Origin of the sequence: Chromobacterium sp. LK11, assembly GCF_001043705.1 — a bacterium.
Lineage (GTDB): Bacteria > Pseudomonadota > Gammaproteobacteria > Burkholderiales > Chromobacteriaceae > Chromobacterium > Chromobacterium alkanivorans.
Window position 1 is genome coordinate 51,167 of the sequence record NZ_LDUR01000024.1, and the last position, 14,217, is coordinate 65,383.

The 14,217-nt window shown below is 63.4% G+C and carries 13 protein-coding genes and 2 tRNA genes; 7 read left to right on the forward strand and 8 right to left on the reverse strand.

The genetic code is table 11. The features are described 5' to 3' along the window. Nucleotides 1–58 precede the first annotated feature (58 nt). From VK98_RS14605 to tig, 7 genes are all read right to left on the reverse strand, one after another. Nucleotides 59–135 (reverse strand) — tRNA-Asp (locus VK98_RS14605). Nucleotides 136–145: 10 nt separating this feature from the next. Further along, a tRNA-Val gene (locus VK98_RS14610) sits at nt 146–221 on the reverse strand. 44 nt (nt 222–265) lie between these two features. After that, nucleotides 266–535 (reverse strand): HU family DNA-binding protein, encoded by a 270-nt coding sequence (locus VK98_RS14615; RefSeq protein WP_019101406.1) that lies wholly within the window; start codon nt 533–535, stop codon nt 266–268. A 174-nt stretch (nt 536–709) separates the two neighbouring features. Continuing rightward, nucleotides 710–3,127 (reverse strand): endopeptidase La, encoded by a 2,418-nt coding sequence (lon, locus tag VK98_RS14620; protein WP_048414745.1) that lies wholly within the window; start codon nt 3,125–3,127, stop codon nt 710–712. Between the two features lie 143 nt (nt 3,128–3,270). After that, entirely contained in the window at nt 3,271–4,545 is a 1,275-nt protein-coding gene (clpX, locus tag VK98_RS14625) for an ATP-dependent Clp protease ATP-binding subunit ClpX (protein ID WP_048414746.1), read from the reverse strand. Nucleotides 4,546–4,564: 19 nt separating this feature from the next. Continuing rightward, on the reverse strand, nt 4,565–5,197 hold the full coding sequence (gene clpP / locus VK98_RS14630; RefSeq protein WP_048414747.1) for an ATP-dependent Clp endopeptidase proteolytic subunit ClpP: 633 nt from the start codon (nt 5,195–5,197) through the stop codon (nt 4,565–4,567). Nucleotides 5,198–5,215: 18 nt separating this feature from the next. Further along, entirely contained in the window at nt 5,216–6,523 is a 1,308-nt protein-coding gene (tig, locus tag VK98_RS14635) for a trigger factor (RefSeq protein ID WP_048414748.1), read from the reverse strand. A 579-nt stretch (nt 6,524–7,102) separates the two neighbouring features. Here tig and trxB point away from each other — a divergent pair. From trxB to VK98_RS14660, 5 genes are all read left to right on the forward strand, one after another. Further along, complete coding sequence (trxB, locus tag VK98_RS14640; RefSeq protein ID WP_048414749.1) at nt 7,103–8,059, forward strand: thioredoxin-disulfide reductase; 957 nt, start codon at nt 7,103–7,105, stop codon at nt 8,057–8,059. A 4-nt stretch (nt 8,060–8,063) separates the two neighbouring features. Next, nucleotides 8,064–8,687: a Smr/MutS family protein gene (locus VK98_RS14645; RefSeq protein ID WP_048414750.1), complete on the forward strand. Its 624-nt coding sequence runs from the start codon at nt 8,064–8,066 to the stop codon at nt 8,685–8,687. A gap of 99 nt (nt 8,688–8,786) precedes the next feature. After that, nucleotides 8,787–9,239 carry a peroxiredoxin gene (locus tag VK98_RS14650; protein WP_048414751.1) on the forward strand — a complete coding sequence of 151 codons (453 nt, stop codon included), beginning with the start codon at nt 8,787–8,789 and terminating at the stop codon, nt 9,237–9,239. A gap of 60 nt (nt 9,240–9,299) precedes the next feature. Then, complete coding sequence (locus VK98_RS14655; protein WP_048414752.1) at nt 9,300–10,703, forward strand: PhoH family protein; 1,404 nt, start codon at nt 9,300–9,302, stop codon at nt 10,701–10,703. Next, a complete protein-coding gene (locus VK98_RS14660; RefSeq protein WP_231589290.1) occupies nt 10,703–11,530 on the forward strand; it encodes an alpha/beta hydrolase in 828 nt (275 codons plus the stop codon). The genes VK98_RS14655 and VK98_RS14660 overlap by 1 nt, the downstream gene beginning before the upstream one ends. Nucleotides 11,531–11,860: 330 nt before the next feature. On the opposite strand, the gene VK98_RS14665 is transcribed toward VK98_RS14660, so the two are convergent. Beyond that, nucleotides 11,861–12,049 (reverse strand): putative motility protein, encoded by a 189-nt coding sequence (locus VK98_RS14665; protein ID WP_048411033.1) that lies wholly within the window; start codon nt 12,047–12,049, stop codon nt 11,861–11,863. Between the two features lie 169 nt (nt 12,050–12,218). Between VK98_RS14665 and VK98_RS14670 the strand changes: the two genes are divergently transcribed. Continuing rightward, nucleotides 12,219–13,052, forward strand: a complete 834-nt coding sequence (locus VK98_RS14670) for a GNAT family N-acetyltransferase (RefSeq protein ID WP_048414754.1) — start codon at nt 12,219–12,221, stop codon at nt 13,050–13,052. A 59-nt stretch (nt 13,053–13,111) separates the two neighbouring features. Continuing rightward, nucleotides 13,112–14,194, forward strand: a complete 1,083-nt coding sequence (locus VK98_RS14675; protein ID WP_048414755.1) for a PfkB family carbohydrate kinase — start codon at nt 13,112–13,114, stop codon at nt 14,192–14,194. The last annotated feature ends 23 nt before the right edge of the window (nt 14,195–14,217 follow it).

The following is a 14,217-nucleotide window of genomic DNA, read 5'->3' on the forward strand; positions in this document are numbered from 1 at the left end:
GCCACCCTTGTCAAAAAAAAAGGTGAACGCTGTATTTCGTTCACCTTTTTGTGAGTTCTGGCGGAGCGGACGGGACTCGAACCCGCGACCCCCGGCGTGACAGGCCGGTATTCTAACCAACTGAACTACCACTCCAACCGTAACTTGGTGGGCGTTGACGGAGTCGAACCGCCGACATTCTGCTTGTAAGGCAGACGCTCTACCAACTGAGCTAAACGCCCCTCGAAACACCTTGCCAGCCGCTAAGGGCTGCCAAGGCCGCTAATTATAGCGCGTCTTTCAGTGCCTTGCCAGCACGGAACTTCGGCGAACGAGCTGCCGGGATCTTGATGGTGGCGCCGGTCTTCGGGTTGCGGCCGCTGCGTTCTGCGCGCTCGCCAACATAGAAGGTGCCGAAGCCCACCAGGGTCACGGTGTCGCCCTTTTTCAGAGCGTCGGTTACAGCGGCCACCATGCCGTCCAGCGCCTTGGCGGCGGCGGCTTTGGAGATATCGGCCTCAGCGGCAATAGCGTCAATCAGTTCAGACTTGTTCACGTAAGTCCCCTTTCGTCGTTCTCGGTCTACGTAATTCGGATAAAAACCGCTTGCTTTATAGCAAGGGCGAAATCCTTGTGTCAAGCGGCTTTGACGGGCATTTTGCCATTTCGCAAACACGCTGGAAAGCCGCTTGGACACAAGTTATTCAGCGTTCGGCTAAGGCCATGATTCTTAATGCTTCATCACGGACACGCCTTGCGCGCTTTCTTGCGTCGCTCGCAACTCCTCCGCCGGCTTGTCCTCCTCCGACAAAGGCTCCGGTTGCCGTTCCAACGCCAATGCCAAGACCTCGTCTATCCACTTAACGGCATGGATTTCGATTTTATGCTTGATATTGGCGGGAATTTCAACCAAATCTTTTTCGTTGCCTTTGGGGATCAACACATGCTTGATCCCGCCGCGATGGGCGGCCAGCAGCTTCTCCTTCAGGCCACCGATGGGCAACACCTCGCCCCGCAGCGTGATCTCGCCGGTCATCGCCACGTCGGCGCGCACCGGGATGCCTGTCAGGATGGACACCAAAGCCGTGGTCATCGCAATGCCGGCGCTGGGGCCGTCCTTGGGCGTCGCGCCTTCCGGCACGTGGATGTGCATATCGCTCTTCTCGTAGAAGTCGGGCTTGATGCCCAGCGAACGCGCGCGGCTGCGCACCACGCTCATCGCCGCGGTGATGGACTCCTGCATCACCTCGCCCAGCTGGCCGGTGCGAATGATGTTGCCCTTGCCCGGCAGCGACACCGCCTCGATGGTCAGCAATTCGCCGCCCACCTCGGTCCAGGCCAGGCCGGTGACCTGGCCGATGCGGTTCTCGTCCTCGGCGATGCCGTAGTCAAAACGGCGCACGCCCAGGAATTTGTCCAGGTTGCGGCCGCTGACCGTCACCTTGGCCGCCTTGCCGGCCTTCAGCGAGGCGCTGGTCACCACCTTGCGGCAGATCTTGGCGATCTCGCGGTCCAGGCTGCGCACGCCGGCTTCGCGGGTGTAGTAGCGCACGATGTCGCGCAGCGCGGACTCCTGCACCGCCAATTCGCCTTCCTGCACGCCGTTGGCCTTCATTTGCTTGGGCAGCAGGTATTTGGTGGCGATATTGACCTTCTCGTCCTCGGTGTAGCCGGCCAGACGGATGATTTCCATCCGGTCCAGCAGCGCCGGCGGAATGTTCAGCGAGTTGGCGGTGGCCACGAACATCACGTCGGACAAGTCGAATTCAACTTCGGCGTAGTGGTCGATGAAGGAGTGGTTCTGTTCCGGATCCAGCACCTCCAGCAGCGCCGACGACGGATCGCCGCGGAAATCCGCGCCCATCTTGTCCACTTCGTCCAGCAGGAACAGCGGGTTCTTCACCGCCGCCTTGCTCATGTTCTGCAACACCTTGCCCGGCATCGAGCCGATGTAGGTGCGGCGATGGCCGCGGATCTCGGACTCGTCGCGCACCCCGCCCAGCGCCATGCGCACGAACTTGCGGTTGGTGGCGCGCGCCAGGGACTGGCCCAGCGAGGTCTTGCCCACGCCCGGAGGCCCCACCAGGCACAGGATGGGCGCCTTGAGCTTGTCGACGCGCTGTTGCACCGCCAGGTACTCCAGAATGCGCTCCTTGACCTTCTCCAGGCCGAAGTGATCCTCGTCCAGCACTTCCTCGGCCTTGGCCACGTCCTTGCTGATCTTGGTCTTCTTCTTCCACGGCAGTTCGAGCAGGGTGTCGATGTAGTTGCGCACCACGGTGGCTTCCGCCGACATCGGCGACATCATGCGCAGCTTCTTGAGCTCGGACATCGCCTTCTCGCGGCCCTCCTTGCTCATGCCGGCGGCCTTGATCTTGTTTTCCAGCTCGTCGAGGTCGCTGACCTCGTCCATCTCGCCGAGCTCTTTCTGGATCGCCTTGACCTGCTCGTTCAGGTAGTACTCGCGCTGGCTCTTCTCCATCTGCCGCTTGACGCGGCCGCGGATGCGCTTTTCCACCTGCAGGATGTCGATCTCGCCTTCCAGCTGGGACATCAGGTGCTCGAGGCGCTGCTGCACGTCGAACATCTCCAGCACCTCCTGCTTCTGTTCCAGCTTCAGCGGCAGGTGGGCGATGATGGTGTCGGCCATGCGGCCGGCGCGGTCGATGCCGGCCAGCGAGTTCAACACCTCGGGCGGGATTTTCTTGTTCAGCTTGACGTACTGCTCGAACTGAGCAAGCAGCGCGCGGCGCATCGCCTCGGTCTCGGTCGATTCCTCGGCCTCCGGGCTCAGCGGCTTGAAGGCGCCGACGAAGCATTCGTTCTCCTCGCCGACGGACTCTATCATCGCGCGCTGGCGGCCTTCGACCAGCACCTTGACGGTGCCGTCCGGCAGCTTGAGCATCTGCAACACCGAGGCGATGGTGCCGACCTGGTACAAGTCGTCGGCGGACGGTTCGTCCTTGGAGGCGGAACGCTGCGCCACCAGGAGGATCTGCTTGCCCTCGTCCATCGCCAGCTCCAGCGCGCGTATGGACTTGGCGCGGCCGACGAACAACGGGATCACCATATGGGGGAAGACCACCACGTCGCGCAACGGCAGCAATGGCAGCGCGGCTTCTTCTTTGAGTTCTGCGGGTTGCGGCATATCACCTAACCTTGCTTATGAAACAATGCTTGGGAGATGGGGGGCGGACAGTAAAATTCAACACCCCCATACTAAATCAGATTTCCGGCTCTACAAATAAAAAACCGCCCGGTTTGGGCGGTCTCCGGAGTCGCGGCGGACAATCAGGCCGATTGCGCCTTGTCGTCCTTGTCGCGATAGATGAACAACGGCTTGTCGCCCTTGTCGATAACCTTTTCATCCACCACCACTTTTTCCACGTCGCCCATGGACGGCAACTCGTACATGGTGTCGAGCAGCGCCCGTTCCAGAATGGAGCGCAGGCCGCGCGCGCCGGTCTTGCGGACCAAGGCCTGCTTGGCGATCACGCGCAAGGCGGACGGACGCACTTCCAGCTCCACCGACTCCATCGAGAACAGCTTCTGATACTGCTTGATCAGCGCGTTCTTCGGCTGGGTCAGGATGGTGACCAGCGCCTCCTCGTCCAGTTCCTCCAGCGTGGCCGCCACCGGCAGCCGGCCGATCAGTTCGGGAATAAGACCGAAACGGATCAGATCCTGCGGCTCCACTTCCTGGAACAGCATGGACAAGCTCTTGCCGTCGTCCTTGGAGCTGATGTCGGCGCCGAAACCGATGCCGCCCTTCTCCGAGCGCTGGCGAATGATCTTCTCCAGGCCGTCGAAAGCGCCGCCGCAAATGAACAGGATGTTGGTGGTGTCCACCTGGATGAATTCCTGGTTCGGATGCTTGCGGCCGCCCTGAGGCGGGATCGAGGCCACGGTGCCCTCGATCAGTTTCAGCAAGGCCTGCTGCACGCCCTCGCCCGATACGTCGCGGGTGATGGACGGGTTTTCCGACTTGCGCGAGATCTTGTCGATCTCGTCGATGTAGACGATGCCGCGCTGGGCCTTGTCCACGTCGTAGTCGCATTTTTGCAGCAGCTTCTGGATGATGTGCTCGACATCCTCGCCCACGTAGCCCGCTTCGGTCAGCGTGGTGGCGTCGGCGATGACGAAGGGCACGTCCAGCAGACGGGCCAGCGACTGGGCGAGCAAGGTCTTGCCGGAACCGGTCGGACCGATCAGCAGGATATTGCTCTTGGCCAGCTCGACGTCGCTCTTGCTCGCCGGGCTGCTCAGCCGCTTGTAGTGGTTGTACACCGCCACCGACAGGGTTTTCTTGGCGAAATCCTGACCAATGATGTATTGGTCGAGATCCGCGCGGATTTCCTGAGGCGTCGGCAGCGGACGATCTTCGGAGGCGGACGCGGCATCGCCGACGCCCTTCTCCAGCTCCTCGCGAATGATGTCGTTGCACAACTCGACGCATTCGTTGCAGATGAAGACCTGCGGCCCGGCGATCAGGCGTTGGACTTCATGCTGGCTCTTGCCGCAGAAAGAGCAGTAGAGAAGCTTTTCATTGCTGTTCTTGTCAGCCATTGGCGGATTCCATCACTCCTTAAGCTTTCACGTCCTTGTGGGACGTCAGCACTTTGTCGATCAAGCCGTAGGCCTGAGCCTCGTCGGCGGACATGAAGTTGTCGCGCTCGGTGTCGGCAACCACTCGCTCCAGCTGCTGGCCGCTGTGCTTGGCCAGCAGCTCGTTCATCTTGGCCTTGACCTTGACGAGTTCGCGAGCGTGGATTTCGATGTCGGTGACCTGGCCGGACAGACCGCCGCCGTACAGCAGCGGCTGGTGAATCATCACCCGGCTGTTGGCCAGCGCGAAGCGCTTGCCCTGCGCGCCGGCGGCGAGCAGGAAGGCGCCCATGCTGGCGGCCTGGCCGATGCACAAGGTGGAGACATCCGGCTTGATGAAGTTCATCGTGTCGTAAATGGACATGCCCGCGGTAATCGACCCACCCGGCGAGTTGATGTAGAAGTGAATGTCCTTGTCCGGATTCTCCGATTCAAGGAACAACATCTGCGCCACAACCAGGTTGGCCGACTCATCCGTGACAGGGCCCACCAGGAACACGATGCGCTCCTTCAGCAGACGCGAGTAGATGTCATACGCGCGCTCGCCGCGGCCGCTTTGTTCCACCACCATGGGCACCAGGCCCAGACCTTGAGGTTCCATCATCGATTTCATCGGCCACTCCAGCTGTTATCAGGCGTTGTTGCCCATCAGGGCGTCGAAGGACAGTTCTTTCTCTACAACATTGGCCTTGGACAGCACAAATTCAACCACATTGTCTTCCAGCACCATGGAAGTCGGGCCTTCCAGGCGGTCCGGGCTGGCGTAGTACCAGGTCAGCACTTCAGCCGGATCTTCGTAGCTGTCGGCGAACTCGGTGATCATGGCCTTGACTTGGTCCGGCTGGGCTTCCAGCTTGTTGGAGTCAACGACTTCGGACAGGATCAGGCCCAGGGCCACGCGGCGCTCGGCTTGCTGAGCGAACAGTTCCGGCGGGAACGGCATGTCTTTGACGTTCATGCCGCGTTGCTGCATGTCGCGACGAGCCTGCTCGACCAGACGGCCGATTTCCAGGCTGACCAGGGCTTTCGGCAGTTCAATCTCGGTGGAGTCCAGCAGCGCCTGCATCACGTTTTCCTTGGTGCGGGCTTGCAGGCGGCGCTTCACTTCGCGCTCCACGTTCTTGCGGATTTCGGCGCGCATTTTCTCAACGTCGCCGTCGGCGATGCCCAGCAGCTTGGCGAACTCGTCGTTCACTTCCGGCAGCACGGCTTCAGCCACGTTCTTCAGCAGGATTTCGAACACGGCGGTTTTGCCGGCCACGTCCTTGCCATGGTAATCCTCGGGGAAGCTCACTTCCACGCTCTTGATGTCGCCTTCCTTCATGCCGGTGACGCCGGCTTCGAACTCGGCCAGCATCTGGCCCTGGCCCAGCACGAACGGGAAGTTCTCGGAGGAACCGCCTTCGAAGGCCACGCCGTCGATGGCGCCCTTGAAGTCGATGATCACGCGGTCGCCGGCGGCGGCTTCGCGCTCAACGCGGTTGTAGCGAGTGCGCTGCTTGCGCAGGATCTCGATGGTTTTCTCGATTTCGGCGTCGGTCACCCGGGTCAGCGGCTTTTCCACTTCTTTGCCGGCCAGCTCGCCCACTTTCACTTCCGGGTAAACCTCGAAAGTGGCGGCGAACTTGAAGTTTTCCTTGTCGTCGCCGGCGGCTACCGGCTCGAAGCGCGGGTAGCCTGCAACGCGCAGCTTCTGCTCGCTCACGGCGGAGTAGAAACCCTGTTGAACCTGTTCACCCATCACTTCTTCACGCACCTGGGCGCCGTAGTTCATTTCCACGATCTTCAGCGGAGCCTTGCCCGGGCGGAAACCTTGAATCTTGGCGTTGCGGGCCACGCGCTTCAGGCGTTCGGCCACTTGCGCGTCGATGGCGGCCATAGGCAGGGCGATATTCATGCGGCGCTCAAGATTGCTCAATGTTTCCAGCTGTACTTGCATGTTAAATCCTATAAGTGTGTGACAGGTTTAGTCATCTGGGACGGTACGACGCCACGGATCGGCAGACTCGAAGGACATTGCCTCACCTTGAGTGGCGCTGCGCGGAGTTACACCGCGCACCCAACGCGAAAGCGGACAGTATAGCACGCGGCCGACGCTGGCAAGTAGCCGCCGCGCCGCCGCGGCCGGCGGAACGGGCCTTGCGTCGCCTCGGTTTCCGGCGCGGCGGCGGCCGGAAAAACGGCAAGCTTTTGAATCGACGCGTGAATGCGCGAATGATTTTGGCCTGAACCAAGCCCGGCCGATAGGACGGCTCGGACAAGCGATAAAGGATTTCAATCAGCAATGTTGAATATTCCAATCGAGCCGACGCTTAACCTTGCCCCGCCGCTCTTGTATATTGTCAGCCGAAACGGCCGCCGCGGCGCAAACGCGGCAGGCCCCGGCGAGACTCCGGAGCTTGGATTCCGCCGGCTTGGCTCCATACTTCAGAACTGAACGGCGCGTTCGCGGCTCCAAGCACTCCGCCCCGGACCCGCGCCATCGGCTCTCTTACCGCTTCTCACACAGGAAAACATCATGACCACGACTCGCCACAGCCCCCTGCTGATTCTTGGCTCCGGCCCCGCCGGCTACACCGCCGCCGTTTACGCGGCGCGCGCCAACCTGAAGCCGGTGCTGGTCACCGGCCTGGCGCAAGGCGGCCAGTTGATGACCACCACCGATGTGGACAACTGGCCCGCGGACGCCGCCGGCGTGATGGGCCCGGAACTGATGCAGCGTTTTCAGCAGCACGCCGAGCGCTTCGGCACCGAAATCCTGTTCGACCACATCCACACCACCCATCTGCACGAAAAACCGATCCGCCTGGTGGGCGACAACGGCGAATACACCTGCGACGCGCTGATCCTCGCCACCGGCGCTTCGGCCAAATACCTGGGCCTGGCCTCCGAAGAAGCGTTCAAGGGCAAGGGCGTGTCCGCCTGCGCCACCTGCGACGGCTTCTTCTACCGCAACCAGGACGTGGCGGTGATCGGCGGCGGCAACACCGCGGTGGAGGAAGCGCTGTACCTGGCCAACATCGCCAAGCACGTGATCCTGATCCATCGCCGCGACACCTTCCGCGCCGAGAAGATCTTGATCGACAAGCTGATGGAGCGCGTCAAGGAAGGCAAGATCAGCCTGAAGCTGAACGCCACTCTGGACGAAGTGCTGGGCGACGACTCCGGCGTCACCGGCCTGCGCCTGAAATCGATGCAGGACAGCAGCACTGAAGAGATCAAGGTGCTGGGCCTGTTCGTCGCCATCGGCCACCAGCCGAACACCGAAATCTTCAAGGGCCAGCTGGAGATGGACGCCACCGGCTATCTGATCACCAAGAGCGGCCGCGAAGGCAACGCCACCGCCACCAGCGTGCCGGGCGTGTTCGCCGCCGGCGACGTGCAGGACCACATCTACCGCCAGGCGGTGACCAGCGCGGCCTCCGGCTGCCAGGCCGCCCTGGACGCGGAGCGCTACCTGGACAACCTGAAGTAAACGCTTGAAAGCCTTCAAGAAAGCCTTGCAAGGCCTGCGCCAGCAGGTGCGCGATTCCCGCGCGCCGGCTGGCGTTTCCGTTTCCGCCGCGCCGCAGGCCGAGCCGGAGCCGGATTTCCGCCAGCTGTTCCGCGACGTCAAGCCGCTGAAGCCGGACGGCCGCCACGCCAGCCCTCGCCCCAAGCCCAGCCCGCATCCGCGCCGCCGCCATCAGCACGGCCAGACGTCGGAAGCGGTGCAACAGGCCTTGCTGCAGCAGATGGTGGGCTGGTTCGAGCCGGCCGAGATCGACGCCCATTTCGCCCGCCCCGGCATGCCTTCCGCCACGCTGAAGAAGCTGCGCGCCGGCTTCTGGCCGGTCAGCCGCCAGCTCGACCTGCACGGCTGCGACCGCTACCAGGCGCAGGACGCGCTGGCGCTGTTCCTGCACCAGGCGCGGCGCCACGGCCCCTGCGTGCGGGTGATTCACGGCAAGGGCTTCGGCTCCAACGGCCAGCCGGTGCTCAAACGCATGGTGCGCGCCTGGCTCAAGCACCACCCCGACGTGCTGGCCTTTTGCGAGGCCGGAGAATCCATGGGCGGCGCGGGCGCGCTCTTGGTGCTGCTGCGGCGCGAGCACGCGCCGTGAAAATTTCGTTACCCATTCCCATTGTCTAACCGGGCGGGAATCCGCTAATCTCAAAACAAGGCGGACGCACCGACCCAGTTCCACCACAGGAGTTACTGCATGTCCGGCATTGCTTGCCCCGACTTCACCCTGCCCGGCACCGCCGGCGTCTCGTTTCAGCTGTCCAGCAGCCCCAAGCCGCTGGTGATCTACTTCTACCCCAAAGACAACACCCCGGGTTGCACCAACGAAACCATGGATTTCCGCGACCTGCACGCCGAATTCGCCGCCGCCGGCGCCGCCGTTGTCGGCATTTCCCGCGACAGCCTGAAGTCTCACGAAAACTTCAAAGCCAAGCTGGAGCTGCCGTTCGAATTGTTGTCCGATGCAGAGGAGGTTGTTTGCAATCTATTTGGCGTCATCAAGATGAAGAATATGTATGGCAAACAGGTCAGAGGGATTGAACGCAGCACCTTCGTGATAGGCCGGAACGGCGACATCGCGCGCGAATGGCGCGGCGTCAAAGTGCCGGGCCACGCCGCGGCGGTGCTGGACTTCGTCAAGACGCTCTAAAAAACCGCGACGGGGTCGGCCGATTCCCGGCCCGCCCCGCGATAAAACCAGGGGATCATCATGGCCAGCCGCAAAAAAATCAGCGCCAGCAAGCTGTTTGTTCTCGACACCAACGTGCTGCTGCACGACCCCACCTGCTTGTATCGCTTCGAAGAACACGATGTGTTCATCCCCATCATCACGCTGGAAGAACTGGACACCCACAAGAAGGGCATGTCCGAGGTGGCGCGCAACGCGCGTCAGGCCAGCCGTTTCCTCGACGAGATCGTCAGCGGCGCCGAAGCCAAGATCGAATCCGGCATTCCGCTGAAGAGCGCCAGCCGCGACGCCGCCACCGGCAAGCTGATCCTGCAGACCCAGGCGATACACAGCGTGCTGCCGCCGTCGCTGCCGGTGGGCAAGGCCGACAACCAGATCCTCGGCATCGTGATGGCGCTGAAGGAGTTGCAGCAAGGCCGCTCGGTGATCCTGGTGTCCAAGGACATCAATATGCGCATCAAGGCCCGCGCGCTGGGCCTGGACGCGGAAGACTATTTCAACGACAAGGTGCTGGAAGACACCGACCTGCTCTACACCGGCACCCGCGAGATCGACGAGAGCTTCTGGGAGCGCAACGGCAAGGACATGAAGTCCTGGCAGGAACAGGGCCGCAGCTACTATCAGGTCAAGGGGCCGGACGGCCAGAACCTCTACGTCAACCAGATGCTGTGGCAGGAAGGCGCCCAGCCGCTGCAGGCGCGCGTGACCCAGGTGGAAGGCAAGACCGCGGTGCTGCAGACGCTGAAGGACTACAGCCACCACAAGAACAACGTCTGGGGCATCACCGCGCGCAACCGCGAGCAGAACTTCGCCCTCAATCTGCTGATGGATCCGGAGGTGGACTTCATCACCTTGCTGGGTCAGGCCGGCACCGGCAAGACGCTGCTGACGCTGGCCGCCGGTCTGGCGATGACGCTGGAGCAGAAGCTGTACTCCGAAATCATCATGACTCGGGTCACCGTGCCGGTGGGCGAGGACATCGGTTTCCTGCCCGGCACCGAAGAGGAAAAGATGGCGCCGTGGATGGGAGCGCTTGAAGACAACCTGGACGTGCTCAACAAGAGCGACGACGACGGCGGCGACTGGGGCCGCGCCGCCACCCGCGACCTGATCCGCTCACGCATCAAGGTCAAATCGCTGAACTTCATGCGCGGCCGCACCTTCCTCAACAAATACCTGATCATAGACGAGGCGCAGAACCTGACGCCCAAGCAGATGAAGACGCTGATCACCCGCGCCGGCCCCGGCACCAAGGTGGTCTGCCTGGGCAATATTTCACAGATCGACACCCCCTATCTGACCGAGGGCAGTTCCGGCCTGACCTATGTGGTGGACCGCTTCAAGGGCTGGGGCCATTCCGGCCACATCACCTTGCAGCGCGGCGAGCGCTCGCGGCTGGCCGACCACGCCGCAGAAGTGCTGTGATGCACCCGCGCCTGGAGCTGCTGCATCAAGCCCCGGCGCCAACGGCGGCGCGTCTCGCGCCGCCGTTGTTGTTCGTGCACGGCGCCTTTTGCGGCGCCTGGTGCTGGCGGGAAAACTTCATGCCCTGGTTCGCCCGGCAAGGCTACGATTGCTGGGCGCTGAGCCTGGAAGGCCACGGCGGCAGCGAGGGCCGGGACTATCTGGCCGCCATCGGCGTCGACGACTATGTGCGCAACCTTGACCTCGCGCTCAAGCAACTGCCGGCGGCGCCGGTTATGGTGGGCCACTCCATGGGCGGCTACGTGGTGCAGCAATATCTGAGCCGCCACAAGCTGCCCGGCGCGGCCTTGCTGGCCTCGGTGCCGCCCGGCGGCCTGGCTTCGTCCAGCCTGCGCTTGCTGACGCAGGCGCCGGCCTTGTTTCTCAAGCTCAATATGTACCAGCACGGCCTGTACGATCCGGAGTTCGTCGAACTGAAGGACATGCTGCTGTCGCCTGACGCGCCGGAATCGGCGGTGGAACTGCTGATCAGCCGTTGCCAGCAGGAGAGCCCGCGCGCGCTGATGGACATGACCCTGGTCAACCCACTGGCCAACCGGCCGCTGGCGCGGCTGCCGGCGCTGGTGCTGGGCGCGGCGGAAGACCGGCTGGTGGGGCCGGAGGACGTGGTGGCCACCGCGCGGCGCCTGGACGTGGCGGCGGACATCCTGCCCCATCTCGGCCATATGATGATGCTGGACACGCGCTGGGAGAGCGCGGCGGAATGGCTGGCGGAATGGCTGGAACGGCAGTTCCCGGAAGACTGGGACCAGGCGCTCAGCGCCTGAGAACCGGTTTACGATCTGCTGCGCGTCGTGATGCGCGGCACGATGAGTACAGCTTAGAAATGCTCATGCGCCACGAGCATACTCCGCTTTTTCAGCCGCAACGCCTTAGAACCTGTTTACGATCTGCTGCGCGTCGGCGATACAGCGTTGAAACCGAGCTCAAAATGCTCATGTACCACCTGTACATTCCGCTTTTTCTCTCGTTTTCGCCTTGTCTCACCTTAGCTCGCGAGATCGTAAACACGTTCTTACCCGCTAGATCGTGAACAGATTCTGAAACCCGACAATAAAAAAAGCGGCCTAGGCCGCTTTTTCAGTCACCCCGCCGTCTCAGGCGCGGGTATCGATGTTCTGCCCCAGATGGGCCGGATTGCTGGCCTGGGCCTGCGCCATATTGTCGGACGCGCCCTGCACCAAGCTCAAGGCCGACTGCGACTGCGCCGACATGGCTTTTTTCAATGCGTAGATCTGGATGCTGTTGGACACGCCCTGCCCGCTGATCTGACTCAATCCATCCATACTTCGCCTCCCTCTGAAACACGCACAATGCGCATGGCTATAGTCTAGACGCATCGCCTCCGGCTGTCATCGCTGAATTTAGTCTTTTGTATCCAATACACTACAACGCCGACCGCACAGCGCCATCGCCGCGCATAATCATCGCGTCCCTTCATTCCCGAGTCCGTCCATGCGCCTGCACAGCCTGTCCCTGATCGATTTCCCGCTGATCCACCAAGCCTTCGCGCTGGCGTTCAGCGACTACCTGCTGCCGATGCGAATGGACGAAGAACAGCTGGCCGCCATGCTGCATCGACGCGGCTGGCGTCCGGAGCTGAGCGCCGGCGCCTGGTGCGACGGCGCCCTCGTCGGCCTGTGGCTGGCCGGCGTGCACTGCGACGAGGCCGGTCCGATCGGCTATTGCATCGCCACCGGCGTGACGCCCGACGCGCGCCGCCAAGGCCTGCTGCAGGCCATGGCCGCCGCGACGGAGCAAAGACTGGCCAGCCGGGGCATCCATCGTCAACGACTGGAAGTGATCGCCGACAACGCCGCGGCCATGGCCGCCTATCTGCGCCTCGGCTTTCGCCCGCACCGGCGGCTGGACTGTTACCGCATCGAACACGCGCTGGCCGTGGACGCCGCGCCCGGCTGGCGTTGCGAAGCCGCGGATCTGTCGCAATGGCCGCGCTGGCCGCTGCACAGCGAGCCCGCCGTGCCCAACAGCCGCGACAGCCTGGAGCGCGCGCGGCCGCCGCTGCAGTTGCTGACCGCGACGCGGAATGGCGAGGTGCTGGGCTACGCGCTCCACTCCGCCGCCGGCGACGTCGCGGAGCTGGCGGTCGCGCCGCCGCATCGGCGCCGCGGCGTCGCCCGCTCCCTGCTGGCCGCCGTACAGCGGCAAACCTCCGCGCCCGCGCTGGCCGTCAGCAATCTCGACGCCGACGACCTCGCCGGCGCCGCCCTGCTGCGCTCTTGCGGCGCCGGGCTGTGGCTGTCGCAATGGGAGATGCGCCGCCCTTGACCCGCGGCATGCCAAAGCAGTAATATCAAACAAATGTTTGCAAAACGGACAAATGTTTGATGACAGAGCGGGAACAACAAATCCTCGCCCTGCTGCGTCGGGATCCGCTGATCCCGCAGCAGGAGCTGGCGGATCAACTGGGCATCAGCCGCTCGGCGGTGGCCGGGCACATCATGAATCTGGCGCAGAAGGGGCATATCCGCGGCAAGGGCTACATCCTGGCCGAACAGCGCTATGTCGCCGCCGTCGGCGGCGCCAATATGGACATCGTCGGCAGCGCCTCCGCCGCGCTGCGCCACGGCGACTCCAACCCCGGTCAGGTGCGCTGCTCGCCCGGCGGCGTGGCGCGCAACGTCGCGGAAAACCTGGCGCGCCTGGGCGCAGACTGCCGGCTGGTATCAGTGGTGGGCGACGACATCCACGGCCGCTCGCTGCTGGAAGCCACCCAGCGCGCCGGCGTCGACGTGCGCGGCTGTCTGACGCTGCCGGACGCCGCCACATCCACTTATCTGTCCATCCAGCAAGCCGACGGCGACATGGCGCTGGCCATCAACGACATGGACATCCTCAACCGGCTGACGCCGGAGCGCCTGCAAGCGCAGCGCGATCTGGTGCGCCACGCCGGCGCGGTGGTGGCCGACACCAATCTGAGCCCCGACGCGCTGGCCTGGCTGATCGCCGAAACCGGCGACAAGCCGCTGTTCGTCGACCCGGTGTCCGCGTTCAAGGCCGAACGCGTGCGCCCCTGGCTGTCGCGCATCCACACGCTGAAACCCAACCGGCTGGAAGCCGCCGCCTTGTCCGGCCTGCCGCTGGAGCGGGCGGAACACGCGCCGGAAGCCGCGCGCTGGTTCCATCAGCAAGGCGTGCGCCGCGTGGTGCTGAGCATGGCCGGCGCCGGCATCTATTACAGCGGCGAAGCCGGCGACGGCTGGCTGGACGCGCCGGACTGCGCCATCGTCAACACCACCGGCTCCGGCGACGCGCTGATGGCCGGCCTGGCCTGGGGCTGGCTCAATGAATTGTCGCTGGCGGACAGCGTGCGCTTTGCCCGCGGCTGCGCCGCGCTGACGCTGTCCTCCGCCGCCACCAACAACCCTTCGCTGTCGCGCGCGGCGGTGGAAGCTTATCTGAACGCCTGATCTCGTCATCAACAAGGAGCACG